Here is a 23680-nt window from a genome sequence, read left to right as displayed (position 1 = left end):
TCGTGGCACGAAAAACGGGATGGCTAAAGGACTATTTTTGTCCGGACAGATACGTTTCGTATCCCTATAATAGTATGCCCAAGATTGATACGTTTTGTATACAAGACTCAAAAAAAATGGCGAATACGAGAATGAGGAGCGGAAGCGATGAAAACTGTACGAAAAGCCGTTATTCCCGCTGCGGGATTAGGGACCCGTTTCTTGCCGGCCACAAAAGCGATGCCCAAGGAAATGCTGCCGATCGTCGACAAGCCGACCATTCAATATATCGTTGAGGAGGCCGTGCAGTCGGGAATCGAAGACATCATCATCGTCACCGGCCGCAGCAAGGGGGCGATCGAGGACCATTTCGACAAAAACTTCGAACTCGAGTGCAACCTGCTGGAGAAGCAGAAGATGGATCTCTATGAAATGGTCGAGGACATCACCCGGATGGTCGAGATTCATTATATTCGCCAGAAGGAAGCGCTCGGGCTCGGGCATGCCGTCTGGTGCGCCCGCAAGTTTATCGGCAGCGAGCCGTTTGCCGTGCTGCTCGGCGACATGATTATCGACAGTCCGGTGCCCTGTCTGAAGCAGATGATGGACGTCTACGGCGAGCGCCAATCCAGCTTGATCTCGGTCGAACAGGTTCCGTGGGAGGACGTGCATCAATACGGGGTGATCCGCTCCGATCCGATCACGGACCGTCTCTCTCTGATCGAATCGCTGGTCGAAAAGCCCAAGCACAACCCGCCGTCGAATCTGGCGATTGTCGGCCGGTACATTCTGGAGCCGGAGATTCTGGACATTCTGGAGACGCTTGAGCCGGGAATCGGAGGCGAGATTCAATTGACGGACGCGCTGCGGGAGCTGGCGCGGCGCCAGGCGGTGTACGGTTACCGGTACGAGGGGACGCTTTACGACGTCGGCAGCAAGCTCGGATTTTTGAAGGCGACCGTCGAGTTCGCGCTGCGCAGAGAAGAGATACGCGGCGGGTTCCATTCGTACTTGCGCGATCTGCAAGAGTCGCCGTTATTCGAACGCATGACAGTTCGGGGATAAGTTCAGGAGGGTATGGGAGCATGAGCGTATTGATTACGGGAGTGGCGGGATTTTTGGGCGTGCATCTGGCAAGCGCGCTGCTGAAGGACGGCGAGACGGTCATCGGGATCGACAATTTGTCCACGGGACAAATCCGCAATGTCCGCAAGCTGATGGACTTCGAGACGTTTCATTTCATGCAGTTCGACGTCTCCGACCGGCGGGTGCTGGAGTTCGACCTGCTGTACGATGTCCGCGAAATCTATCATTTGGCGTCGCCTGCTTCACCCAAGTACTATCAGGCTTTCCCGTTCGATACGATTCGGGCCAACACGGACGGCACACGCAATATGCTGGAGCTTGCGCTGCGCAACCGGGCCAAACTGCTCTATGCGAGCACCAGCGAAGCGTACGGCGATCCGGAGAGGCATCCGCAGCCGGAGGAATATTGCGGCAACGTCAACACTTGGGGGCCGCGCGCCTGCTACGACGAGGCGAAGCGGATGGGCGAAGTGATCTGCTACGAATACCATCACCGGTTTCACGTCGACGTCCGGGTCGCCCGGATTTTCAATACGTATTCCGCCGGGCTGCGCAACGACGACGGCCGGGTCATTTCGAATTTTGTGACGCAGGCGATCGGCGGGGAGGATATCACGGTGTACGGCGACGGGTCCCAGACGCGGTCCTTCTGCTACGTGGACGACAATATCCGAGGGCTGCGCCTGATGATGAAGTCGAAGGAGACGAATGGGGAGATTATCAACATCGGCAACCCGAAGGAGTATTCGATCCTGGAGGTCGCCCAATTGGTCAAAAAGCTGGCTGATTCGCCCAGCCGGATTACGTTTCACCCGCTGCCGAAGGACGATCCGAAGCTGAGAAGGCCGGTGATCGACAAGGCGAACCGCTTGCTTGGATGGAAGCCGGAGATCGAACTGGACGAAGGGCTCCGGAGAACGATAGACGTCTATCGGGCCGAATTCGCCGCGAAAGTGGCAACTCCTTCCAGTTTGCGGTGAACGTTTGCCAATAGGCCAGAGAGAGGATGAAACGCATGTTGAACGTAGTATGCATCGGATCGGGGTATGTAGGCAGCGTGACGGGAGCGGCGCTTGCGGCGGTCGGTCATCCGACGACGGTCGTCGATGTCGACGAGCGCAAAGTGGCCTTGCTGCGGCAAGGGAAGAGCCCGATCTACGAGCCGGGATTGGAATCGCTGATTCAGGCCTTGATCGGCAAAACGCTGTTCGCCGACACGTCTTATGAGCCGGTTCGGACAGCCGACGTCGTCTTTATCGCGGTAGGCACGCCGTCCAAGAAGGACGGCACGGCCGATCTCGTCCATATCCGGGAAGCGGCGGCCGGCATCGGGCGCCATCTCGACCCGGACCGGTTCACCGTGATCGTCAACAAGTCGACGGTGCCGGTCGGGACGGCCGGACTGGTCGCGTCCGTCATCGAGCGGGAGACCGGGCTGAAGGCGGAGCGGCATTTTACCGTGGTCAGCAATCCCGAGTTTTTGCGGGAGGGATACGCTCTGGAGGATGTATTCTTCCCGGACCGCATCGTCATCGGATCGAGCCATCCGGTCGGGCTGCAGCGCATGCGGGAGCTGTATTCGCCCTGGATGCAGCGGAGCGGCTACGAGCGGTTCGCCAAGCATTTTCGCTTCGAGGTCGATCCGTCCAGGCCTCTGCCGAAGTATTTCGAGACGGATTGCAGCAGCTCCGAGATGATCAAGTACGCCGCGAACGCGTTCCTTGCCGTCAAAATCAGCTATATCAACGAAATCGCCCGCCTGTGCGAAGCGCTCGGTTCCAACGTCAAGGACGTCGCCGCCGGCATGGGCATGGATACGCGGATCGGCGACAAGTTCCTGGAGGTGTCCAGCGGCTGGAGCGGAAGCTGCTTCCCGAAGGATACGGCCGAGCTGCTGGCTACCAGCGAGAAGTACGGCATCGAGCTGAGCGTCGTCAGATCTTCCGTCCAATCCAACCGGCAGATGCACGATTACGTCGTGCAGAAGCTGCGCCGGCAGTTAAAAAGCATGAACGGCCGCACGGTGGGCATATGGGGCGTCACGTTCAAGCCCAACACGGACGATGCCCGCCAGACGCAGGCGGCCCATATCGTTCGCGAGCTCCTCGATCTGGGGGCTTACGTTCAGGTGCACGATCCGCAGGGTATGGCCATGTTCCGGGAGATGAATCCGGATCTGCCGATCCGTTACTGCGAATCCGCCTACGAGGCGGCGGACCGGGCGGACGCGGTGATTTTGCTGACCCATTGGCGCGAATACGGGCAGCTTCGCTGGGAAGAGGTGGCCGCCCGCATGAATCGGCTGTACGTGCTCGATACGCGCAATATGCTGGACAGCGAACGCCTCTGGCAGTACCGCATTCAGGTCGAAGGCCTGGGGAACAGCCAGCGCGCATCCGGCTCCGGCCAAGCCGCGGTTATCCCGGATCCGGATAGCGGAAGTCCGGAACGCGTCCGCGAGCTGATCGGATAGAACGGAGGCGGCGAACCGATGATCCGCGAACCGATCACCCCATATGCCGATCCGTACTTGTACCGCAGGCAGTTTCTGGCGGGTCCGCGCTTCTGCTCCCTTCCGGGCTGGACCCGGACGACGGTGGATGCGACGTTCCGCATCACCTCTCATCCGGATCTCGAGGTCCATCAGGCGGCGCGCGGCGGCGTCTCGTTGACGCTGCTGGGGTTCATCTGCGATCCTTCCTCCCATCTGTCGGACAGCCGGACGATTCTGGAGAAGCTGGCGGCCGAAGCCGAGACGTTCGAGCGGCTGCTTGCGGCGCTGGGCCCTTACGGGGGAAGATGGATCGTCATCTGGAAAAAAGCGGGGGCGATCCGTCTCGCGCACGATCCGTTCGGCATGAGATCGGTCTGCTACGCCAAGCGCAGCGGCATCGTCTGGTGCGCTTCCACGCCCTTTCTGCTCGGAGCCGTGCTGGGACTGCATCCGCGGGAGCAAGGCAACGCCGGCCTCGCCGGCAACGGGGGAATACGGCCGGGGGACGAGACGGAGTACCCGGAGGTCAGGCAACTGCTGCCGAATCATGCGTTAAACGTCCGCAACGGCGAGACGGCGCGGTACTGGCCCGCATGCGCGCTGGAGCCGCTCCCGCCCGAAGCCGCCGCGGAGAAGGCCGCCATGCTGCTGCAAGGCACGCTGTTGGCCGCCGCCGCGCGCCGCCCGCTGATGCTTCCGGTCACGTCGGGATGGTCCAGCCGTCTGTTGCTGGCGGCCAGCCGCCCCTTGGTGAGGTACGTCAAATATTATTACGCCGCCCGCCGGGATTTCGACGACAACGATCCCGATCTCGTCGTCCCGCGCATGCTCGCCGCCCGGCTCGGGTTCCGACTGGACCGGCTGGCCTGCGGGATGAAGCCCGAGGAGGCGTACGTCTATTACCGGAACCGCAACAACGGTCCGGGGGCGTCCGACCGCGAAGAAGCGGTCGCATACGGGCATTTCCGCAGCTCGCAAGGGCGGCTGAACGTCACGGGAGCGGGCGGCAAACTCGTGAGGGAGCCGTACCTGAAGATCCGGTCGGAGCTGTCGATCGGTCAGCTTGCGGAGCGTTCCGGGTTCGGCTCCGTGCCCGGCGCTCTCGAAGCCTTCGGGAGATGGGCGCAGGGAGCGGGCGAAGCGTCCGATCGGAGCGGCATCCCGCTTGAGTTGCTGTTTTACTGGGAGATGGACGGCATCAGGCGGGCGGCCTCTAGCACGGCGCGTCTGGACATCGCGGTCGAGGAGATCGCCCCGTTCAACAACCGGCTGCTGCTGGAGACGATGCTGGCCGTTCCGCCGGAGCACCGGACGGAGCCGGATTGCCGGCTGCTGCGCGCCATGATCGGGCGGATGTGGCCGGATTCGCTGGAAGCGCCGATGAACCCGAAAGTTTCGCATCAGGCGAAAGTTCTCTGCTACGATTTGATCCGGAGCGGCCTGAAAGCGGGCCGTAAGCTGAGCCTGGCGTTCGGCTTTCTCCGGGATTGACGCCCGGGATTGAACAGAATTAGGGGGATATGGGGCAGCGTGAAGAAAAAAATAGCCCTGATAGTCAGAACCGTGCCCCGCTACCGCCGGCGCTTCTATGAGCTGCTCCAGGCGGCCATGGCGGATAAAGGCATGGAGCTTGTCCTGATCTACTCGCGGCCGGATGACCGGGATCGAAGGAGGCACGATTACGCGGAGCTGTCGTGGGCGAGATTGGTTGAGCATCGCGTTTACCGGTTGTTCGGAACGGAGTGGTATTGGCAGTCGCTGGGGGAGACGTTAAAGGATGCCGAACTCATCGTCGTGCAGAACGATTACCGGCTGCTGGCCAATTATCTGCTTCTGCTTCAGCAGAAGTGGGGCGGCCGCAAAGTCGCTTATTGGGAACCTTGCGGCGCGGCGAAGAGCGACCTGGGCTTGGAGCGGTGCGCGTCGTACTTGACCGGCGGAGTTCATCCGGCGGGCTGGATCGTCGGCAATCCGGACCGCGCGCAGTCGCTGTGCCGGCTCGGCTACCCGGCGGAGCGCATCGCCGTCGTGCCCGAGGCGATTGATATCGCGGGCCTGTCCGAGACCCGGTCCAGACTGGACGACCGGCTGCTCTCCCGTCTGCGGTACGAGATGGGGCTGACGGAAGAAGATGCGGTCTGCGCGTTTATCGGCCATATGGATGCGGAGAAGCGAATCCCTTTTTTGTTGGAAGCATGCCGGCTGATCCGCCGCGCGGTTCCCCGTTTTCATATGGTTTTTATCGGGGCCGGAGAGGAAGACGTCCGCATCAAGCGCGCGGCGGAGCAGCACGACTGGATTCATTATGCCGGTCCCCGGTTCGAATCGGACAAAGTGCCGTATCTCGCCGTGTCCAAGCTGCTGCTTCTGCCCGGCGCGGTTGGATTGACCGTTTACGACGGAATCTTGTTCAGGCTGCCGGTCGTGACGACGGCGCTGACCGGAAACGAGCCGCATATCCGGAGCGAGACGCGCTCGTGCGTCGTCGAAGGCGGAGAAGATGTCGACGGATACGCCGGCACCGTAATCCGGTTGCTGCAGGACACGCAAGCCTATAAACTTGCGGTGAACCGAATCTGCGGCATCGGCCCCAAGGATACGGTGGAGTCGATGGTGGAGTCGTTCCTCGAAGGAATCGCCAAAGCGATCGGATAAAAAAAGAAACGGCTTCTTCGCCCTCGGACGAGGACGGGGAAGCCGTTTGTTCATGCCTTCTGTCCATGGCCAATCAATGGCTTCGGACCGGCTCCTCCTTGGGAACCAGCTTGTAAATCTCGCCGGACTCGAACGTGTCGATCAGCCGTTCCAGCCATAAATAATAGGAGATGGCGTGACGCATTTTCCCCAGATTGACCCCGATCTTCTCCTGCAAGCTTTCATCTTCCGGATAACGCGAGGCCAGCTCCTCCAGCTCGGCGGTCGACCGCCGCAGCGCCTGAAGGTTCATCTCGATCGCTTTGCGCCATTTGATGGCGAAGAAATCGGTGAAGGTCTGGTGCCAATCGTTTTCTACCTCGTATTGATCTTTCCGCGAGCCTTTCTCCCAAACCTTATTGACCATTTTCAAATCGACCAGCGTGCGGATGCCCGTGCTCATGCTGGTCTTGCTCATTTCCATCGCTTGTCCCATCTCGTCCAGCGTCATCGGTTTGTTCTGGAAGAACATCAAGCCGTAGAGCAGTCCCGTGGACAAGCTGATGCCGTAGAGATCCATATTCCGTCCGATTGATTCAATGACGCGTTTTTGCGCCTTCTGTATGATCAAATCGGGTTCATTCACGGTACGTCACCTCCCTGCGCCCTGCTTCGGGCAGGGGTTCAAACTCAAAGCCAAGGCTAATTGTATGCAACAATGGGAAAGTTGTAAAGCATACGATAGAGGAGCATGCGGCCGTATGCGGGAGCTAGACGCAGAATTAACTTCGTAAAGTTTTTTCTGTACAAACTATACAAACTTAATATACGGTTGACACTAAATATTATTTACAGATAAACTTAAACCATTCGACCAGCCATACACGAGGGGGGATTCGAATGGCAATTATCGAAGCGGAAGGACTTACGAAAATTTTCGGACCTGCGCCCGACCATGCCCTGGCCCTGCTCGCGGAGGGTTGGAGCAAGGAACGCATTTACAAAGAGACGAAGCATACCGTGGGCGTCAACCGCGTGGACTTTGCGATCGAACCCGGCGAAATTTTCGTGATCATGGGCCTGTCGGGGAGCGGAAAATCCACGCTCGTCCGGATGCTGAACCGGCTGATCGAGCCGACTGCCGGAACCGTCCGGATCAAGGGTAAAGATCTGGTCGGCATGAGCGAGGAGGAGCTCCGCAAGGTGCGCAGGGAGCAAATCGGCATGGTCTTCCAGAAGTTCGCCTTGTTCCCTCACCGGTCCGTCGCGGAAAACGTCGAATACGGACTCGAGATTCAAGGCGTGCCGAAGAAGGAACGCCGGGCGAAGGCGCTGGAAGCCTTGAAGCTCGTCGGGCTGGAGGCGTGGGCGGACAGTTTTCCCGACCAGCTTAGCGGAGGCATGCAGCAACGCGTCGGCCTGGCCCGCGCGCTTGCCAACGATCCCGACATCCTGCTGATGGACGAAGCGTTCAGCGCGCTGGACCCGCTTATCCGGAAGGATATGCAGGATGAACTGCTCGATCTCCAGGAAAAGATGCAGAAAACGATCGTCTTCATCACCCACGATCTTGACGAGGCGCTGAGGATCGGAGACCGGATCGCCCTGATGAAGGACGGCTCGATCGTCCAGATCGGAACGCCGGAGGAGATTATGATCCACCCGGCCAACGCCTACGTCGAGCGGTTCGTGGAAGACGTCGACCTGTCCAAGGTGCTGACCGCGGCCCATGTGATGCGGCGGCCCGAGACCGTCGGTCACGACCGCGGCCCGCGCGTCGCTCTTCAGCTCATGAGGGACAGCGGTTTGTCGAACCTGTTCGTGGTCGACCGCAGCAAGCGCCTCATCGGCGTGATTACGGCGGACGACGCGTCCCGCGCCGTCAAAGAAGGGCTGTCGCTGGACGAGATCGTCGTCAGAGACGCGCCTTCCGTCAAGCCCGACCGGCTGCTTTGCGAGCTGTTTGAAATTTGCGGCACCTCAAGATATCCCGTTGCCGTTGTCGACGACAACAACAGATTGATGGGCGTGATCGTCCGCGGAGCCGTATTGGGAGCGCTGGCCGGCCATGTCCAGAGGAACGGAGGGATCGTTGATGGGGCCTAAAATACCGATCGACCGTTGGATCGAACGTATCGTCGATGCGGCGGAGAGCCGGCTGTCGTTCCTGTTTGACGGGTTGTCCGTCTTCATCAAAGCGATCGTCGGAGGTTTTTCCGCGATTTTTCACGCGCTGCCTCCGATCGTGCTGATTTTGCTGTTCGCCGCCTTGAGCTACAAGCTTGGACGGTGGCGTTTGGCCTTATTCACGCTGATCGGCCTGGCGCTGATCGAAAACTTGGGGTACTGGGCCGCGACGATGGACACGTTGGCGTTGGTCTTGGCATCGGCGCTGCTTTCCGTCGCCATCGGGATACCGGCGGGAATCTGGATCGGCCGCAGCGACTCCGCGAGGAACGTCATCACGCCTGTGCTTGATTTTATGCAGACGATGCCTGCCTTCGTCTATCTGATCCCGGCGGTTACGTTTTTCGGCCTCGGCGTGGTGCCGGGCGTAATCGCCTCCGTCATCTTCGCCATGCCGCCGACGATCCGCATGACGAGTCTGGGCATTCGTCAAGTGTCGCCCGAGCTGACGGAGGCGGCCGACGCGTTCGGATCGACGCCGGGCCAGAAGCTGTGGAAGGTGCAGCTTCCGCTGGCCGTGCCGTCCATCATGGCGGGCATCAACCAGACGATCATGCTGGCGCTGTCGATGGTCGTCATCGCCTCCATGATCGGGGCCCAGGGCATCGGAGCGGAAGTGTACCGGGCCGTTACCCAGATTAAGACGGGGAAAGGCTTCGAAGCGGGACTGGCGATCGTCATTCTGGCCATCCTGCTGGATCGGCTGACCCAACGCGTCATTCAATCAAACAAAAGGAGAGGATGATTCTGAATAGGGCAACAACTAAATGGAACGCCGGACGAAACCGGTGGGTCAAGGGACTGCTCGGCATCGGGCTGGCAGGCGCGCTGATGCTGGCGGGATGCTCGTCCGATGGCGATCAGAAGGACGCCTCGATCGGGAAGGAATTGAATTACGAGATTATCGGCATCGACCCGGGCGCCGGCATTATGAAGGCGACGGCCGAGGCGATCGAAGCGTACGGCCTGAGCGACTTCAAGCTGGTCGAGGGATCGGGCGCGGCCATGACGGCCGCCTTGGACAAAGCCTACAAGGACAAAAAACCGATTGTCGTCACCGGGTGGACGCCGCACTGGAAATTCAGCAAGTACGATCTGAAATACCTCGACGATCCGAAAAACATCTACGGCGGGGACGAGCAGATCCACACGATCGTCCGCAAAAACCTGAAAACCGATCATCCGTCCGCTTATGCGATGCTGGATCGTTTCGAATGGACGGCGGACGATATGGGCAAAGTGATGCTGGCCGTCAACGACGGCAAAAAGCCCGAAGAGGCCGCTGCCGATTGGGTGAAGGAAAACGAAAGCAAAGTCAAGGCGTGGGTCGAAGGACTCGACAAAGCTTCCGGCACCAAGCTGAAGCTTGCGTATGTCGCCTGGGATTCGGAGATCGCCAGCACGAACGTGGTCAAAACCGTGCTGGAGCAGGAATTGGGCTACAAGGTCGAGCTTCTGCAGGTTGAAGCCGGTCCGATGTGGGCGGGCGTCGCCGGCGGAGACGCGGACGCGATCGTGGCGGCCTGGTTGCCGACGACGCACCAGGATTATTACAACAAATACAAAGACCAGGTCGAGGATCTCGGACCGAACCTGAAAGGAACCAAAATCGGACTGGTCGTTCCGGCTTATATGGATATTCAATCGATCGAAGACCTGAACCAATAACGTTTCCGGTCTTGCCAAAAAGGGCCTGCGGGATATCGTCCTGTCAGGTCCTTTTGTTTCGTATCGGTCAAGACGAAACAGGCTTCAGGACATGCGTTCGAGCTCGCGCAGCAGGAACGCCCGGCGCTCGCGGATAAACGTCCGGATCACATCCGGCTCGGCGCGGAAATCCGACAGGTCGTGCGGCCGGGTCGAGTCCTTCGCGACATCGTCCGAGATTCGCCGGTAGAGGCTGTTGACGATCGGCATCACATAATTGACCGTGAATTTGCGGTCAAGCAGACGCCGCAGCAATTTTTTATAGCGGCTCCGCACCTCCGGGAATCGCAGCAATTTTTCGGTAAGCGAGTTGTAGCCTTCGATCCGAACCATCTCGCTGGAGCAGCGGCGTCCGTAACAGTTGCGGCCCCAGGTGCCTTCGTAATCCCAGGGGATCATCCGGTATTTGCCCGACTTTCGGTGCTCGTATATGGCGTAATTTTGGTCGAAACCGTCGTAGTTGTTGGTCAGCACGGCTCCCGCCAGCCATCTGAGATAATTGCCGATATCGAGGCGGCGGTTGAGATAGCGGTACAGCTCGGCTCCTTCCAGCGTGTTCAGATGCCAAATAAACGATTTGAGCTTTTCCTCGTCGCGGGCGGTTCCGATTACCCTTGTGTATCCTTCGAACAGCGAGCGCTTGCGTTCGCCGGTATCCGGACAGATCAACGAGAAGTTGGCGCTGTCGTTGCTGGCGTACATCAGCGATTTGCAAGAGATGCCCCGAATGCGGAAAAATCTGCGTTTTACCGCCTCCAGGCGCAAGTACACGCCCTTGTCGGCTCCGTTCCATATGATACGGTAGTGTCTGGTTTTCGGGCTGGGCAGTCCGATTTTTTCCAAAAATTTAAAAGACAAGGCGTTGCGAATCAGCGAGGGATCGTCGTACTCGGCGTTAAAATGAGCGGTTCGGCCGCGGATGATCATCTCGTACGATTTTTTCGGGTAATTGCGGGTATGTCCGCCGCGGTATCGAATCCGGATCGGCGTTTGGACGGACCCCCGTCGCAGACGCGCTCGGGAAAACGACCGGGTCCACATATTATGCTGCATTTTGATTTCCTCGGACACCGATATCGACACATGGAGCACCGGCAGTGCCATCGGTTCATGACCGCCTTTCTGGTGGGATGATCCGGGAAATGACCTTTGCGCGTGCGCTGGACGCGCCCGGCGCACGCGCAAGGCGGATATTCGCTGAGGGCTGGAGCGAACGCAAGCTTGCTTTTGCGGTAAAAAACAGCCTATCCATTAAGATAGGCTGTTCTTTATGCTTACGTTATGCGCCCGCCTCGTCCGGAGGCACGGCGTATGCCCGGATAGGGCGTATCCTTCAGGCCTCTGGCCGTGATTAGAACCAGAATCTTTTGTGGTCGTCTTTTCTGTCTTTTTTGTGGTCCTTCACTTTATAGCATTTGAACCATTCATTTTTGTCCCCGTGCGACTTCTTGTGTCCGCAGGAATCTCCATGCGACTTTTTGTCCCCATGCGATTTCTTGTCCTCCTGCGATTCCCAATACCCGTAGAAGTAACCCTTGTGCCCGCGGGATTTATTGTCCCCGTGAGACTTCTTGTCTCCGTGCGACTTCTTGTCGCCGCAGGAACAGTCGCGTTTCTTGTCGTGATGCGATTTGTCGCCGTGGGATTTTTTGTCGCCTCTCGACTTGTCGTCTTTCTTGTAGCAGTAGAACCAGTCCTTTTCGTAGTGGTAACCCATGATCTATCAACCTCCTGTTGTTGGAATACTATAAGGTATGCCGATCTCGTAGTGTTGCTAGGGCGGATGCGGCCGACTTTACAGGTGATTGCGGAAAAAATGCAAGAATGGGCACGGATGTCCGGGCTGGCCGCGATCCGGTTGGCGTCGTCCCCTCGGGCGCGGCATTGGCGACAAAAACGGCTCCGCGATCCTCGATTCGAGGACGGCGAAGCCGTTTTCCCGTCAACCGGCAAGCGGCGGTTCGGGCCGGATCTTTTGGAACCTCTGGAGCCTCTGAATCCGGGTTTCCTCATGTTCGCGGCCGATCTTTCTCCTCATTCCGCATGCGGCATCCCGCGCGAGATCAATAGAAAGGACAGGACGTCAAGCGAACGTCGCCGCTAGTCGTCCGTGGAAGTTTTGCCTGTACGGGATGGTCAACCAGTACGCCGGAAGGACTGGCTCATATATATAAACTACAAATGAATAGGAGAGGCAAATGAGAGGGGGTGACACTCTGTCCGGGAAACTCCGATTTGTTTGTAAGTCGTTTGGCGGCGAATATTCCGGACGACGGCATCCGTCCGAGCGTCCGGCCGGATTGAATCTTCCAAGCGGCCCAAGTCAAGGCCAGCAACATTCCGAGAGGAGCAACAAGACCATGAGCAGACTGGTATCTTATTGCAAGGAATTGGTAGGGAAACACGTTAAAATCAACCGGGGCGGCCCAGATTCGATGGAAGGCACCCTGATTGACGTGGGCAGCGACTATGTGACGGTGTACGGCGACGAAGGCGTCAGCTACGTTCACCTGCAGCACGTCAAAAGCGTCACGGAGCATCACAGCGGCGGCTCCAAAGGCCACAAGTCGTTTGCCGTGAAGCTGGTTCGCGCCGACAACTTTCACGATTTGCTTCACAAACTGAAGCACAAATTCGTCAAAGTCAACCGTCACGGACCGGAAAAATGCGAGGGATTTCTTGCGGATATCAATGACGACACGATCACGCTGGTGCAAAACCACGACATCATCAAAATCGCCGTATACCACGTCAAAGCCGTTAGCCTGAAGTTCGGAGGCCGGAAGTCGGACGGATCGAAGGGCGGCAACAAAAGCGGCAAAAACGACAAAGACGGCAACAAAAGCGGTAAACACGACAAAAGCGACAACAAAAGCGGCAAAAGCAGAAGCGATAAGAGCGACAGAAGCGACAGCAGCGGCAAGTACGACAAAAGCGGCGGTTATGACAGCGGCAAGTACGACAGCAGAGGCAAGCATGACCGAAGCGGCAAGCACCACAGAAGCGGCAAGAACGGCAAATCCAAAAAAAGCGATCGTCACGATAAAAGCGGCAAGCATGACAAAGGACGCAAAAAAAGCCGCAGCGGCAAAAAAGGATATCGGGGCTAAGCCGGGCAGAGGATATTCAGCCGGGCAAGCATGGAATAAAGCCCTAAGGAAGCGGATCCGCGCGGCGGCCGCAGGATCTATGCGGCCGCCACACCAGGGCCATACGAGGGATTGCCCCCGGTCGCCGCGCGGAAGATCCGGCCTCCAGTTGCGATGGCGGTCGATCCCGCGGGATCGGGGTCCGGAAGTAACGGGAGGTGTATGAATGATGAAGGAATTGCTCCAGACTTATGTCGGATCGATCGTGGAGTTGGATATATCCGGGAAAAAAACGCCGGTTCGAGGCAAGCTGATCGAGACGGGCAACGATCTGATCGTCCTCTATAACGGCACCGAATATCTCTATGTGCCGACCTTGCACATCCAGCGCATGTCCCGATCCGAGTCCGTCGAAAAGGATCTGGGCTGGACGGTGCCGGCCGAGTCGCCGTTCGAACCCCAAAACGAGCTGTCTTACCGGAAAACGCTGATGAACGCGAAAGGGGTATTCACCGAACTTTATATTACCGGCCAGCAGTCCGTGCACGGGTATGTCACAAGCATCATGAACGATTACTTCGTGTACTATTCGCCGGTGTTTCATGCGGTATTTGTCTCGCTTCGGCATCTGAAATATTTGATTCCGTATATGCCCGATGCCACGCCTTATGCGCTGAATCAGGAACGGTTTCCGCTGCAGCCCGTCGGCGTAACGCTTGCCCGCACGTTCGACCAGCAGCTCAAAAAACTCGAAGGCCAGTTCGTCGTGCTTGATCTCGGCGAAAATCCGAACAAGATCGGCTTGCTGAAAACCTTCGATTACCCGATGCTGGAGTTGGTGACGAGCAAAGGGGAAAGCATGCTGTTCCATGCCGAACATGTCAAAACCGTTCATATGCCCTAGATGAAAAGGAGAAGCTGTCCCGGGAGGGGAAGCTTCTCCTGTTTCTTGTCTAGAATATGCTCCAGTCGAAGTGGGACGACATCGTCTCCAGCAAGTGGACGCCGGCGATGCTGTTGCCCTTGCCGTTCAGGGAAGGCCCTACGACGCCGATGCCGAAGCGGCCCGGGACCAGCGTCAGTATGCCGCCGGACACGCCGCTTTTCGCCGGCAAGCCCGCGCGGATGGCGAATTCCCCCGATGCGTTGTACATGCCGCAGGTGACCATAAACGTCTTGGCGATCTGCACGTAGCGGCGGGGAATCAGCTCGCGGCCGGAGATCGGATCCGTTCCGTCGAAAGCGAGGACAAGCGCCATGCGCGCCAGATTGCGGCAGGTCGTCTCAACCGCGCAATGCTTGAAGTAAACCTCCAGCACGTCCTCGACCTCGTCATTCTCCGACAACACGCCGTTATCCTTCAAGAAATACGCCAGCGACCGGTTGCGGTGGGCCGTCGCCGATTCGGAATGGTAGACCGCTTCGTTGTAGTCCAGCGTCGGGTCGTCCGCGACCTCGCGGAAAAAAGCCAGCACCCGGGAAAATTTATCGGCGGGCGTGGCGCCGTCGATCAAGGAAGTGACGGCGATGGCCCCCGCGTTAATCAGCGGGTTAAACGGCTTGCCGGGCTCGACGAGCTCGAGCTTCAGCATCGAGTTGAAATCGTCGCCGGTCGGCTCCATGCCGACTCGGGCGAAGACGCCCGTCTCGCCCTTGTCCTTGAGCGCAAGCAGCAGGGTGAACACCTTGGAGATGCTCTGCATCGTGAACGGCAGCCCGCAATCGCCCGCGAACACGGACGAACCATCGGCCGCGAGCACGCATACGCCCAGAGCGTCGGCAGGCGCTTTGGCAAGCTCCGGAATATAGGAAGCGACGCGGCCTTCCGCCGCTTTGCCGCGGCTGGCGTCCATCCATTGGGGCAGCCGCTCGCGGAGCGATTGCAATTGGGGGTCTGGGGACATGGCGGGAGCTCCTCTCTGAACGCATCGGTTTTTCCACCATTGTACAACATCGGCGCCGGGACGCCTATATCCCGCGCCGGATGCGTTCGGCCGCGACCATGACCAAACCTCCCTCGGGGAAGGGAGGTTTGCGGAAGGGACGGTTCAGATGAAGGGCTACACGCCCTCGGCGAACGACCGGATGGCGGCGACCAGTTCATCTGGCGTCTCCAGCATGCCCATGTGCCCGGCTTTGGCCAAACGAACGGCGCGTATATGCGGTCCGTCCGCCACGAAGGTGCGCTCCGGCGGCACGACGGCGTCCCGTTCGCCGGCGACAAGCAGGACGGGCACGGCGGCCTCGCGCAGCACCGCGCTCCGGTCCGGGCGCCGCTTCATGCCCTCAAGCGTGCGAACGGCTCCCTCCGGATTCGTCGCCCAACCGGCTTCGATCATCTCGCGGACCGTATCGGCCATCGATTCCCGGTGCTCCGGGGCAAACAGCTTGGGCACCAACTCTTCGACGTACGGGCGCAGCCCTTCCCCGCGAATGCGGGCGATGCCGCGATCCCGGTTCGCCTGCGCCTCGGGGCTGTCCGGCAGCGCCGTCGAATGGACGAGCCCGAATCCGCCCAGCACGCCGCTTCGGGTTTCGGCCAGCGCAAGCGCAGCGTACCCGCCCAGCGAATGGCCGAGCACGATCGGCCGGTCCAGCGCGAGCTTTTCGATTAATCGGGCCAGATCGCCGGCCAGTTCTTCCATCGAACAGCCGCCGTTCTGCGGCAAACCGGACGCGCCGTGACCGCGCAGATCGGGTGTGATGACGCGGAAATGACGCGCCAGCTCAGGCGCGGTTAACCGCCAGTAGGCGGAGCTGCCGCAAAACCCGTGAACGAGCACGAGAGGGCGGCCTTGGCCGAATTCGCCGTAAGCGAGCTCGAATCCGTCCATCGGCAGTTTGCGGTCTGCCAACGTTTTGCTTATGGTCATGATGATTTCCCCCATCTCCTTTCGGCGGATTACGGCAAATACGAATCGGGATTCACCGTTTTGCCGTTTTGATGAATTTCGTAGTGCAGATGCGGCCCTGTGCTGCGGCCCGTCGATCCGACGCGGCCGATTCGATCGCCTTTGGCGACGAGCGCTCCGGCCTCGGTCTCGATTGCGCTCAAGTGCATATAGAGCGTTCGCCATCCGTACCCGTGCTCCAGCAGCACGTAGTTTCCTTTCAGCCGGTCGCAGGCGGCCGCCAGCACCTTCCCGTCGGCGGCGGCGTAGACCGGATCGCCTGTCTTGCCCGCGATGTCGAGCCCGTTGTGAAAGGACGGCCGGTGATGGATCGGGTCTTTGCGGACCCCGTATCCGGAGGTGATCCGCCGACTGTCGGCCGGCCAAATATTGGGGGTGTGCCGATGCCGCTCCTGAATCGCGGCAGCCTCGTCGAGCTTTATGTTCATCCGGTTCCGGAGCCCGGCGGTTCGCCATTCGGCCGCGGCCTGCCCCCGCCGGATCTGGACGCTTCCGGCCCGTTCGGGCAGCGTCGGCAGCTCTTCCTCCGGCTTCTTAACCGGTTTGTTCCCGCTTGCAACCGGCGAATCGAGCCGAAGCGCGCTCCGGTCGAGCCGACTCTCGACCGGCACGGCCTGTTCCGCTTGCTTCGCGCCGATCGCGGACAGCGTCAGGCCGCCGAGCACGGCGACGGTCAAAACGCCGCTGCCCGCCCAGAGCCAGGTTCTGCTTACGGGCAAACGCGACATTTGCCGGCCGGAGCCGGGTATCCGCCCGAAGGCGGTGCGGTTGCCGAATCTTTGTCGACTCATATGAACACGCAAGACCATCCTGTCGTTATTTTTCGGTTAAACAAGCATCCGATCGGGCGGCTTCGGGACGCTCCCGGGCGATTCGCGAACCGGCCGATGCCCTCCGCCGACAAAGGGGAGCCGTTTCTTCTCAGCTTATCACGCTTTCGGAGATGCCACAATTCGCCACTTAGGGTGTCAATCCAACCGCGACTTTATACCGGCATCCCGCAAGGCCGCCCTGATCGGGCTCGTCCGGGCGCGTGGACGGCAGCCCCGGACGCGAGGTTCCGCCGCGAACGTTTCGTTTTCCTTCCCCGGAATGGTACAATGGACGCAGAGCGTGTGCGCTGGGCAGGCATGCGCCGATGGGAACGGAGGGGAGCTTACCTGTGGATTTGAACGTACCGGCGCCGGAGCATCTGGCGCATATGATCGAGGGAATCAAGAGCAAGCTGCGCGTCGCGACAGCCGCCTCCATCAAGGCGGAGCATTTCTCGCTGGACCACTACGCGGACATCAAGGACTTATACGATCTCGTCATGGGCAAGGAACGCTTCAGCATCAGCGAAATCGAAGCGTTGTGCGACGAGCTGAAACATCTGAAAGGATGAGCGGAAGGGACTTTCTCAAAAAGCTGGATGAGCGGGGACTGGCGGAATTTTTGCGGGAGTGGAGACAATCGCTGGCCAAGCCGGAAGAGATTGCGTACTTATGCGTCGGCACCGACCGGTCGACGGGCGACGCGCTGGGCCCGCTTGTCGGAAGCGGGCTTGCCGCCGCGGGAATCGGCCCTGTGATCGGCACGCTGGAAGCGCCCTGCGACGCGGACAATTTGTTGGACCGGTTGCGGGAGCTGCCGGAGGGCTATTCCGTCGTCGCGATCGACGCGTGTCTCGGCCATCCGTCGTCTGTCGGCAAATTCGTCGCGTACCGAGGGCCGCTGGAGCCCGGCCGGTCGCTCGGCCGCGGCTTTCCTCCGATCGGGGACTGCTCGGTGGCGGGTGTCGTCAACGCGGAAGGAGCGAAGCCTTACGCGGTGCTGCAGCAGACCTCGCTGTATCGGGTGATGGGCATGGCGGAGGCGATCGTGCGCGCCGTCGTCTCGGCGGTCAAAGATTAAGGGGACGGAGTTTTCCGGCGGTCCTGCCATAGAAACCGGTCGCCGATCCAGCCGATCAGCGCCCAGGATGCGATCGTCAGGGCATACAGCAGATAGGCGTTTACGGTGTGGATGTCCGAGAACGTCTCGATAATCCATACCGGCACGCTGAACATAAACAAATAAATATTGTCGGGATCGAGCCGCAGGTAGTTGGCCAGGCACAACAAAACGGCCAGCGCCGCGAACGCGATCGTCAGGGGGCGACGTCTCATGGGCGGAACGCTCCTTTTTTTGCATGGTTTGCGGATAGCGTTCCCGCGCCGGCCGCCCCTTATGCGAGCGGCTGAAGACAGGACGGATCGTCGAAGCCGACGCGGCCGACCGACGGATTCACGGGATAGGCGGTCATGCGTTCCCCCGGATAAGGCTTCAGCAGCGGGGCCAGGGCGGAAGCGTCCGTCACCCGCCGGTCCAGCCAGAGCGACTCCGCCTCCGGGGACAAGATAACCGGCATCCGGTCGTGGATCGGGGCGACCAGCTCGTTGGGCGCGGTCGTCAGGATCGTGCAGGTGTGAAGCTTGGCGCCGTCCGGCGATGTCCACGTCTCGTACAAGCCCGCCATCGCGAACAGTCCGCCGTCCTTCGGCAGAAACCGCAGGGGCTGCTTGCCGCCGCCCCGCTTGTCCCACTCGTAGAAGCCGTCGGCGGGGATCAGGCAGCGCCGGCGCGCAAGCGCATCCCGGAACGCCGGCTTCGCCGCCGCCGTCTCGGCCCGAGCGTTCAGCAGCCGGGAGCCGATCCGGGGGTCGTTCGCCCAGGAGGGAACGAGCCCCCAGCGCAGGGCGCCCAGCCGCCGGGTCCCCGAAGCGGTCTCGACGATCGCCGGAACTTGCTGGCCCGGAGCGATGTTGTACCGGGGCTCGTGCGGCCAGACGGCCACGTCGACGTCGAATCTTGCAAGCAGAACAGCCAGATCGGCCGCGAGCGTATATCTTCCGCACATGAGAATCCCTCCTTGTGTCGAAAAATTTATCTTCGCGCTTACATATTTCGAGTACGTTTTTAACGCGGCGTTCGTATAATGGGGAATATTCAACAACCACCCCGTATATCGAGGAAGTGAAGGGCATGCCAAGGTCTCGGCACCACAATCAGGCGAACGAAGACGGCCAGATTTACTGCTGTCTGCGCAACCGCATCGTCAAGCTGGACGAGAAGCAGAAGCAGGAGTATTGCGGGAAATGTCCGATGTTCCGGGACTGGCTCGAATCGGGCGTCGTCTGCGAATGGGAAGATGCCCGCGGCTTGCCGGACCCCCATATTGCAATCGATCCGGTCCAGGAGTTCAGGGACAACCAGAAGCGGAAAGTGCCTCTTGCGCGATCCGGTTAAGACAAGCCTACCACAATATCGGCAAAAAAGCAGGCGCCCCGTCCGGCCTACGGACGGGGCGCCTGCGCGCGCGTTGCGAAGACGCGCCGGCGGACGGATTCAGGATTCCAGCGAGGACCTCATTCGTTCCGCAGCGCCCGGACGCGGCGAGCCGACTTGGAGAAAGTTGCCGTCGCCCAGCAGGTTGGCGATTGCGGGCACCGCGAGACCCATGAAGACTAGCGCGTACAGGAACAGGCCGATGACGATTCCGGTCCCGATCTGCACCAGCGTATCGACGCCGGAATAGAGGAAGGCTGCGAAGGTGCCGGCCATAATGAACATCGCCGACACGATGACGCCTCCGGTCGAAGCCATCGCTTTGCGCATGGCCGCGGCCGTGCCGCCGGGCTCGTATTCTTCCCGGAAACGCGCCATGAGGAAGATCGAGTAATCGACTCCGAGCGCGACAAGAATCAGGAAGACGAAGAACGATACCGTCCAGGACAAGCCCGGATATCCGAGCCACTGGACAAAGATGTATTCGAGAAGGCCCATCGTCGCGAAATAGTTCAGGCCAAGCGACAGCAGGATGTACACGGGCGCGGACAGTGAGCGCAGCATCAGAGCGAGAATGACGAAGATTCCGGCGACAACCAGCAAGGCCGTGCGGACAAAGTCTTTTTCGGTGATGCCCTGCAGCTCGTGATATTGCGCGGTGACGCCGGACGCCTTCACGACGGCGCCTTCGATGCCGGCGGCCGAGAGGCTTTGCCGGACGGCCGAGCGGATCTCGTCGACGTAGGACATCGCCTCGGCCGAGTACGGGTTGATCGCCAGCACGACCTCGATTTTCGTCGTTTTGCCGTCCGGCGACATGTAAAAGTCGAGCGCCGCTTTCATCTGCTCGGACTCGAGTGCGCTTGCCGGCAGATACCAGCCTTCGATCTGGCGGCTGCCTTGCTCCGCGATGCCGCCTTGCGCCTCCAGAACTTGACCGAGGCCGCCGTCCATTTGCTTCAGCGCCCCGGCCGCTTCCCGCAGGCCGCCCGCCATCCCGCCGAGCTTGCCCGTCATCTCGGCGACGCCGGACGACGCTTGGCGCTGGGCGTCGGCCATTTGGCCGAGGCCGTCCGCCGCGGCGGACACGCCGGGAGCGATCCGGGACAGACCGTCCTGAAGCTGCCGCAGCCCTTGCGCGGATTGCTCCAGTCCGGCGGCGAGGCCGCGCTGTTTGGCGACCAGTGCCTGGTAGCCGGGATCGGCTGCGAGCTCCGGGAAGCTGGTGGCCAAGGAATCGAGATCCGCGGCCATCGATTGCGCGACGCCGTGGAGCTGCCCGGCCCCGTCGGCCGATTGCTTCGCCGCGGCCTCCAGGCTCCGCAGTCCCGATGCGGCTTGCCGCAGGCCGTTCTGTGCGCCGTCGGCTTCGCGGGCCAGCCGCTCCAGTCCTTGCTGAAGCTGCCGGATGCCGCCGATGCCGTTCTCGGTCTGCGCCGCCGCATCCTCAAGACCGGCCGACACCTTGCTTATGCCGTCGCGGATGTCCGCCAGTCCTTCGTTGGTTTTGGCCAATTGATCGGAAACCGTAAGCTCGCGTATGCGTTCGCCCAGCGGCCTCGAGACGCTGCGGACCTCCTTCACGGCGGAGATCCGCGAAGCGGCGTCGCTCGCTTCCTCGATGGCGGCGATGCCTTCGGGCGTGCGGAGCGACTTGTCGGCCTGAACGGCTATCGTGACGGGGAACACTTCGCCGGCAGAGAACTTCTCTTCGATTTTGCGGAAGCCGACGACGGAGCCGAGCTTGGGATCGATCTCGGCCAGATCGTCGAAGGAGCGCTTGCCGTCGAACAGCAGCGTCAGCGGGCTGAGCGCCAGAACCGTCGCGAGCAGCACGGCGAGCGGACGTTTGGCTACGAGGCTGCCCATGCGCCCCCACAGCTTCGACTCGCCGTGGCTCGCACCCGAGCCGATGCGCGCCGGCCAGAACATCCGCGGACCGAGTATAAGCATCAGGGCGGGAGCGAGGGTCAAGGCGGCGAGCAGCGTCGCGGCCATGCCGACGGCGACGCCGACGGCCGACTGGTACAGCCCGAATTGAGCGAAGCCGATCAGGAAAAACGCGATCAACACCGTGCTGGCGGAGTAAACGACGGTTTTGCCGACGGTGCGCATCGTGCGGATCAGCGCTTCGAGACGATCCGGCGCGCGACCGAGCTCCTCGCGGAACCGGTGGATCATCAAAATGCAATAGTCGGTGCCCGCGCCGAACAAAACGGCGATCAGGAACGATTGGGTGAAGCTCGATACCGGGAGTCCCCAGGTCGCCGCAAGCCCGACGATACCCGCCGACAGCAGGAAAGAGAGGGCGATCGTCACAAGCGGCACAAAAGGAGCGACCGGCGACCGGAACACGGCGAGCAGAATGCCGAGCACGAGCACGACGGTCAATATCTCGGTCTTCTTCAATCCTTCTTCGGAGGATTGCATGTATTCCAGCGAGATAGGGGCGCTGCCGGTCAGATGGACGGACAGCCCCTGGGGAGCGTCCCCGATTTCCTTCTGAAGCGCCCGAACGGTATCCTGGGTGGCCGGATCGTAATCGGGCTTCGGCAGGTCAACGGTCATCAGCATCGTGGTGCCGTCGCCGCTGATGAACTTCGCTTCCATCTCCGGCCGGTCGAAGGCGGTGAGGACGCTGACGATGCCAAGCTCATCCTTGCGCCGCAGCCATTCGTCCGATTTGGCTCTCAGCCAGTCCTTGTCGCCCGGCAGAAGACCTCCGTCCCGGCTGATGACGACCGCGGCGCTCGACGCCGCTTCGGAATCCGGGTTAAGCTGCCTGAGAACAGCCCGGGCCGCCGCCGATTCGGAATCGGCGGGCATCATCGTATTCTCTTGCCTGCGCACCGTATCCTGGATGGACGGGAAGACCAGCGTCGCCGTTCCGGCTGCGAGCACCCAGACGACGACCACCATCCAGCGGTACCGGGCGATCACGTTCCACCATCGTTCCATGCGGTTCTCTCCTCCTTGATGCCGCGGCCCGCTGCCGAGTCGCGGCGGGACGTTGTTTTATCGTTTCCCTGAACTTGTTATAACCCAATAAGTGACCGTAGGTCAATATTTGTTTTGTTTGATAATACTAATTTATTTTCAAAAATGGAGAGGTTCATAGACAAAATAATGACCGATGGTCAAAACCGTCGGTTTACCCCGGCGGCAGCCATGCTGTACAATAATAGCGACTGCGGCCCATCGGGAGGGAGAACCGAATCATGAACCGGGAACAAAAAAAGCTGGAAACCCGTTCGCGGCTGATCGAAGCGGCTCTTCATCTGTTTGCGGAGCAAGGCTTCGAAGCGACGACGGTAGCCCAGATTACAGAGCGGGCCGGCGTAGCCAAAGGCACTTTTTTTAATTATTTCGACAACAAAGAAGACGTGCTGTGCGAACAAACCCAGGATTGGGCGCATGAAGAGATTCTGAAGGTGATCGGAAAGCCGGGGCCGCTGATTCCGAGGCTGCGGGGGCTCCTTCAGTTGATCGCCCAGCGCATTTATTTCACGAAGCCGATCTCCAAAGCCTTGATACAAGGATGGTTGGGGACGGGCAAGGCCGCCCGGATCTTCGAGGAGGGCAACCGGGAGATGTTGTCCGCGATCGCGGCCGTCATGCGCGAAGGACAGGAGCGGGGAGACATATCGGCGAAGCTGCCGCCGGAACTTCTTGCGGAACTGGCGCTCCAGACGTTTTACGGCGTTCTCCTGTTATGGGCTTCTTCCGACGAGCCGGACGAGACGCTGGCGGAACGTCTTTCGGTTTCTTTCGATTTTTTCTTTCAAGGCCTCTCTCCAGAGACGAAAGGTTGAGATTGTCCGATGAATATCGCATTTTTCCTGCTTCCCAAACAAGAAGTCGCTTACGTGTCGGAGCGGGCCACGCTGCGGCAGACGATCGAAAAGATGGAGCATCACCGTTTCACGGCCGTTCCGGTGCTGACGGACACCGGCGAGTACGTCGCGACCGTCACCGAAGGCGATCTGCTCTGGTATATGAAGGATCATCCGGAAGTGAATTTCGACAACGTGCATCAGAAGAAACTGTCGGATGTGCCGCTGCGCATGCGCGTGCAGCCGGTGCGGATCGACTCGCAAATCTCGGATCTGATCAGTCTGGCCAAAGTGCAAAACTTCGTGCCGGTAGTCGACGACCAGAACAAGTTTATCGGCATCGTGCGGCGCAGCGATATTTTGGACTATTGCGCGGATATGCTGAGGGAATTGCAGCCGCATGGACGCGGCGCATCGACCGAAACGTGACGGCTGAGTCCGGGCCGCATTGTC

At 60.2% G+C, this 23680-nt stretch carries 24 protein-coding genes; 15 read left to right on the top strand and 9 right to left on the bottom strand.

Features of this window, described 5'->3' with window-relative positions:
• The first annotated feature begins 147 nt into the window (after positions 1-147).
• Genes galU through FE781_RS08780 form a run of 5 tightly spaced genes read left to right on the top strand, consistent with a single transcriptional unit; the run spans position 148 to position 6214 of the window.
• Positions 148-1044, top strand: coding sequence for a UTP--glucose-1-phosphate uridylyltransferase GalU (galU, locus tag FE781_RS08800; RefSeq protein ID WP_138789246.1), 897 nt, complete (start codon positions 148-150; stop codon positions 1042-1044).
• Between the two features lie 20 nt (positions 1045-1064).
• Positions 1065-2045 carry an NAD-dependent epimerase/dehydratase family protein gene (locus FE781_RS08795; RefSeq protein WP_138789245.1) on the top strand — a complete coding sequence of 327 codons (981 nt, stop codon included), beginning with the start codon at positions 1065-1067 and terminating at the stop codon, positions 2043-2045.
• Between the two features lie 35 nt (positions 2046-2080).
• Positions 2081-3538: a UDP-glucose dehydrogenase family protein gene (locus FE781_RS08790; protein ID WP_246068115.1), complete on the top strand. Its 1458-nt coding sequence runs from the start codon at positions 2081-2083 to the stop codon at positions 3536-3538.
• Positions 3539-3556: 18 nt separating this feature from the next.
• A complete protein-coding gene (locus FE781_RS08785) occupies positions 3557-5050 on the top strand; it encodes a hypothetical protein (protein WP_138789244.1) in 1494 nt (497 codons plus the stop codon).
• A 39-nt stretch (positions 5051-5089) separates the two neighbouring features.
• The gene (locus tag FE781_RS08780) at positions 5090-6214 is read left to right on the top strand and encodes a glycosyltransferase (RefSeq protein ID WP_138789243.1); all 1125 of its coding nucleotides are present in this window, start codon (positions 5090-5092) and stop codon (positions 6212-6214) included.
• Positions 6215-6287: 73 nt separating this feature from the next.
• Here the strand turns inward: FE781_RS08780 and FE781_RS08775 are convergent, their stop codons facing one another.
• Complete coding sequence (locus FE781_RS08775) at positions 6288-6839, bottom strand: GbsR/MarR family transcriptional regulator (RefSeq protein ID WP_138789242.1); 552 nt, start codon at positions 6837-6839, stop codon at positions 6288-6290.
• 254 nt (positions 6840-7093) lie between these two features.
• Here FE781_RS08775 and FE781_RS08770 point away from each other — a divergent pair, with 254 nt between their 5' ends.
• From FE781_RS08770 to FE781_RS08760, 3 genes are all read left to right on the top strand, one after another.
• The gene (locus tag FE781_RS08770) at positions 7094-8299 is read left to right on the top strand and encodes a quaternary amine ABC transporter ATP-binding protein (RefSeq protein WP_138789241.1); all 1206 of its coding nucleotides are present in this window, start codon (positions 7094-7096) and stop codon (positions 8297-8299) included.
• Positions 8289-9125 (top strand): ABC transporter permease, encoded by an 837-nt coding sequence (locus tag FE781_RS08765; protein ID WP_138789240.1) that lies wholly within the window; start codon positions 8289-8291, stop codon positions 9123-9125. Before FE781_RS08770 ends, FE781_RS08765 begins: the two co-directional genes overlap by 11 nt.
• Positions 9126-9211: 86 nt before the next feature.
• Positions 9212-10048 (top strand): glycine betaine ABC transporter substrate-binding protein, encoded by an 837-nt coding sequence (locus FE781_RS08760; RefSeq protein WP_281281886.1) that lies wholly within the window; start codon positions 9212-9214, stop codon positions 10046-10048.
• 84 nt (positions 10049-10132) lie between these two features.
• Here FE781_RS08760 and FE781_RS08755 read toward each other — a convergent pair whose 3' ends face one another.
• Positions 10133-11191: a CotH kinase family protein gene (locus FE781_RS08755; RefSeq protein WP_138789238.1), complete on the bottom strand. Its 1059-nt coding sequence runs from the start codon at positions 11189-11191 to the stop codon at positions 10133-10135.
• Positions 11192-11438: 247 nt separating this feature from the next.
• On the bottom strand, positions 11439-11804 hold the full coding sequence (locus FE781_RS08750; RefSeq protein WP_138789237.1) for a hypothetical protein: 366 nt from the start codon (positions 11802-11804) through the stop codon (positions 11439-11441).
• Between the two features lie 643 nt (positions 11805-12447).
• Between FE781_RS08750 and FE781_RS08745 the strand changes: the two genes are divergently transcribed.
• The gene (locus tag FE781_RS08745) at positions 12448-13197 is read left to right on the top strand and encodes a hypothetical protein (RefSeq protein WP_138789236.1); all 750 of its coding nucleotides are present in this window, start codon (positions 12448-12450) and stop codon (positions 13195-13197) included.
• A 205-nt stretch (positions 13198-13402) separates the two neighbouring features.
• Positions 13403-14080, top strand: a complete 678-nt coding sequence (locus tag FE781_RS08740; RefSeq protein ID WP_342774297.1) for a DUF2642 domain-containing protein — start codon at positions 13403-13405, stop codon at positions 14078-14080.
• Between the two features lie 49 nt (positions 14081-14129).
• Here the strand turns inward: FE781_RS08740 and glsA are convergent, their stop codons facing one another.
• From glsA to FE781_RS08725, 3 genes are all read right to left on the bottom strand, one after another.
• Positions 14130-15080, bottom strand: coding sequence for a glutaminase A (glsA, locus tag FE781_RS08735; RefSeq protein ID WP_138789234.1), 951 nt, complete (start codon positions 15078-15080; stop codon positions 14130-14132).
• Positions 15081-15236: 156 nt separating this feature from the next.
• Complete coding sequence (locus FE781_RS08730) at positions 15237-16049, bottom strand: alpha/beta fold hydrolase (RefSeq protein ID WP_246068114.1); 813 nt, start codon at positions 16047-16049, stop codon at positions 15237-15239.
• A gap of 29 nt (positions 16050-16078) precedes the next feature.
• On the bottom strand, positions 16079-16879 hold the full coding sequence (locus FE781_RS08725) for a M23 family metallopeptidase (RefSeq protein WP_170209476.1): 801 nt from the start codon (positions 16877-16879) through the stop codon (positions 16079-16081).
• Between the two features lie 371 nt (positions 16880-17250).
• Here FE781_RS08725 and FE781_RS08720 point away from each other — a divergent pair, with 371 nt between their 5' ends.
• Together FE781_RS08720 and yyaC are read left to right on the top strand one after the other, a co-directional pair.
• Entirely contained in the window at positions 17251-17472 is a 222-nt protein-coding gene (locus FE781_RS08720) for a DUF1128 domain-containing protein (RefSeq protein WP_138789232.1), read from the top strand.
• On the top strand, positions 17469-17981 hold the full coding sequence (gene yyaC / locus FE781_RS08715) for a spore protease YyaC (protein ID WP_138789231.1): 513 nt from the start codon (positions 17469-17471) through the stop codon (positions 17979-17981). Before FE781_RS08720 ends, yyaC begins: the two co-directional genes overlap by 4 nt.
• On the opposite strand, the gene FE781_RS08710 is transcribed toward yyaC, so the two are convergent.
• Both FE781_RS08710 and FE781_RS08705 read right to left on the bottom strand, forming a co-directional pair.
• Positions 17978-18235: a hypothetical protein gene (locus FE781_RS08710; RefSeq protein WP_138789230.1), complete on the bottom strand. Its 258-nt coding sequence runs from the start codon at positions 18233-18235 to the stop codon at positions 17978-17980. The genes yyaC and FE781_RS08710 overlap by 4 nt on opposite strands.
• Positions 18236-18294: 59 nt before the next feature.
• Positions 18295-18966: an SOS response-associated peptidase gene (locus FE781_RS08705; protein ID WP_138789229.1), complete on the bottom strand. Its 672-nt coding sequence runs from the start codon at positions 18964-18966 to the stop codon at positions 18295-18297.
• 125 nt (positions 18967-19091) lie between these two features.
• On the opposite strand from FE781_RS08705, the gene FE781_RS08700 reads away from it, so the two are divergent.
• The gene (locus FE781_RS08700) at positions 19092-19355 is read left to right on the top strand and encodes a hypothetical protein (protein WP_138789228.1); all 264 of its coding nucleotides are present in this window, start codon (positions 19092-19094) and stop codon (positions 19353-19355) included.
• A 99-nt stretch (positions 19356-19454) separates the two neighbouring features.
• On the opposite strand, the gene FE781_RS08695 is transcribed toward FE781_RS08700, so the two are convergent.
• The gene (locus FE781_RS08695) at positions 19455-22352 is read right to left on the bottom strand and encodes an MMPL family transporter (protein ID WP_138789227.1); all 2898 of its coding nucleotides are present in this window, start codon (positions 22350-22352) and stop codon (positions 19455-19457) included.
• Between the two features lie 260 nt (positions 22353-22612).
• Between FE781_RS08695 and FE781_RS08690 the strand changes: the two genes are divergently transcribed.
• Both FE781_RS08690 and FE781_RS08685 read left to right on the top strand, forming a co-directional pair.
• Positions 22613-23206 (top strand): TetR/AcrR family transcriptional regulator, encoded by a 594-nt coding sequence (locus FE781_RS08690; RefSeq protein WP_138789226.1) that lies wholly within the window; start codon positions 22613-22615, stop codon positions 23204-23206.
• Between the two features lie 9 nt (positions 23207-23215).
• The gene (locus FE781_RS08685) at positions 23216-23656 is read left to right on the top strand and encodes a CBS domain-containing protein (protein ID WP_138789225.1); all 441 of its coding nucleotides are present in this window, start codon (positions 23216-23218) and stop codon (positions 23654-23656) included.
• The last annotated feature ends 24 nt before the right edge of the window (positions 23657-23680 follow it).

Source organism: Paenibacillus thermoaerophilus (assembly GCF_005938195.1).
GTDB lineage: Bacteria > Bacillota > Bacilli > Paenibacillales > Reconciliibacillaceae > Paenibacillus_W > Paenibacillus_W thermoaerophilus.
This window is presented reverse-complemented; position numbering and strand designations above follow the sequence as displayed.

What these genes read in the sequence shown, in the direction of transcription:
- glsA (WP_138789234.1), bottom strand. Translation starts at nt 15,080, where the DNA reads ATGTCCCCAGACCCCCAATTGCAATCGCTCCGCGAGCGGCTGCCCCAA.
- galU (WP_138789246.1), top strand. Translation starts at nt 148, where the DNA reads ATGAAAACTGTACGAAAAGCCGTTATTCCCGCTGCGGGATTAGGGACC.
- FE781_RS08770 (WP_138789241.1), top strand. Translation starts at nt 7,094, where the DNA reads ATGGCAATTATCGAAGCGGAAGGACTTACGAAAATTTTCGGACCTGCG.
- FE781_RS08765 (WP_138789240.1), top strand. Translation starts at nt 8,289, where the DNA reads ATGGGGCCTAAAATACCGATCGACCGTTGGATCGAACGTATCGTCGAT.
- FE781_RS08725 (WP_170209476.1), bottom strand. Translation starts at nt 16,879, where the DNA reads ATGAGTCGACAAAGATTCGGCAACCGCACCGCCTTCGGGCGGATACCC.
- FE781_RS08700 (WP_138789228.1), top strand. Translation starts at nt 19,092, where the DNA reads ATGCCAAGGTCTCGGCACCACAATCAGGCGAACGAAGACGGCCAGATT.
- FE781_RS08730 (WP_246068114.1), bottom strand. Translation starts at nt 16,049, where the DNA reads ATGACCATAAGCAAAACGTTGGCAGACCGCAAACTGCCGATGGACGGA.
- FE781_RS08690 (WP_138789226.1), top strand. Translation starts at nt 22,613, where the DNA reads ATGAACCGGGAACAAAAAAAGCTGGAAACCCGTTCGCGGCTGATCGAA.
- FE781_RS08795 (WP_138789245.1), top strand. Translation starts at nt 1,065, where the DNA reads ATGAGCGTATTGATTACGGGAGTGGCGGGATTTTTGGGCGTGCATCTG.
- FE781_RS08695 (WP_138789227.1), bottom strand. Translation starts at nt 22,352, where the DNA reads ATGGAACGATGGTGGAACGTGATCGCCCGGTACCGCTGGATGGTGGTC.
- FE781_RS08740 (WP_342774297.1), top strand. Translation starts at nt 13,403, where the DNA reads ATGATGAAGGAATTGCTCCAGACTTATGTCGGATCGATCGTGGAGTTG.
- FE781_RS08785 (WP_138789244.1), top strand. Translation starts at nt 3,557, where the DNA reads ATGATCCGCGAACCGATCACCCCATATGCCGATCCGTACTTGTACCGC.
- FE781_RS08755 (WP_138789238.1), bottom strand. Translation starts at nt 11,191, where the DNA reads ATGGCACTGCCGGTGCTCCATGTGTCGATATCGGTGTCCGAGGAAATC.
- FE781_RS08685 (WP_138789225.1), top strand. Translation starts at nt 23,216, where the DNA reads ATGAATATCGCATTTTTCCTGCTTCCCAAACAAGAAGTCGCTTACGTG.
- FE781_RS08760 (WP_281281886.1), top strand. Translation starts at nt 9,212, where the DNA reads ATGCTGGCGGGATGCTCGTCCGATGGCGATCAGAAGGACGCCTCGATC.
- yyaC (WP_138789231.1), top strand. Translation starts at nt 17,469, where the DNA reads ATGAGCGGAAGGGACTTTCTCAAAAAGCTGGATGAGCGGGGACTGGCG.
- FE781_RS08705 (WP_138789229.1), bottom strand. Translation starts at nt 18,966, where the DNA reads ATGTGCGGAAGATATACGCTCGCGGCCGATCTGGCTGTTCTGCTTGCA.
- FE781_RS08750 (WP_138789237.1), bottom strand. Translation starts at nt 11,804, where the DNA reads ATGGGTTACCACTACGAAAAGGACTGGTTCTACTGCTACAAGAAAGAC.
- FE781_RS08710 (WP_138789230.1), bottom strand. Translation starts at nt 18,235, where the DNA reads ATGAGACGTCGCCCCCTGACGATCGCGTTCGCGGCGCTGGCCGTTTTG.
- FE781_RS08790 (WP_246068115.1), top strand. Translation starts at nt 2,081, where the DNA reads ATGTTGAACGTAGTATGCATCGGATCGGGGTATGTAGGCAGCGTGACG.
- FE781_RS08745 (WP_138789236.1), top strand. Translation starts at nt 12,448, where the DNA reads ATGAGCAGACTGGTATCTTATTGCAAGGAATTGGTAGGGAAACACGTT.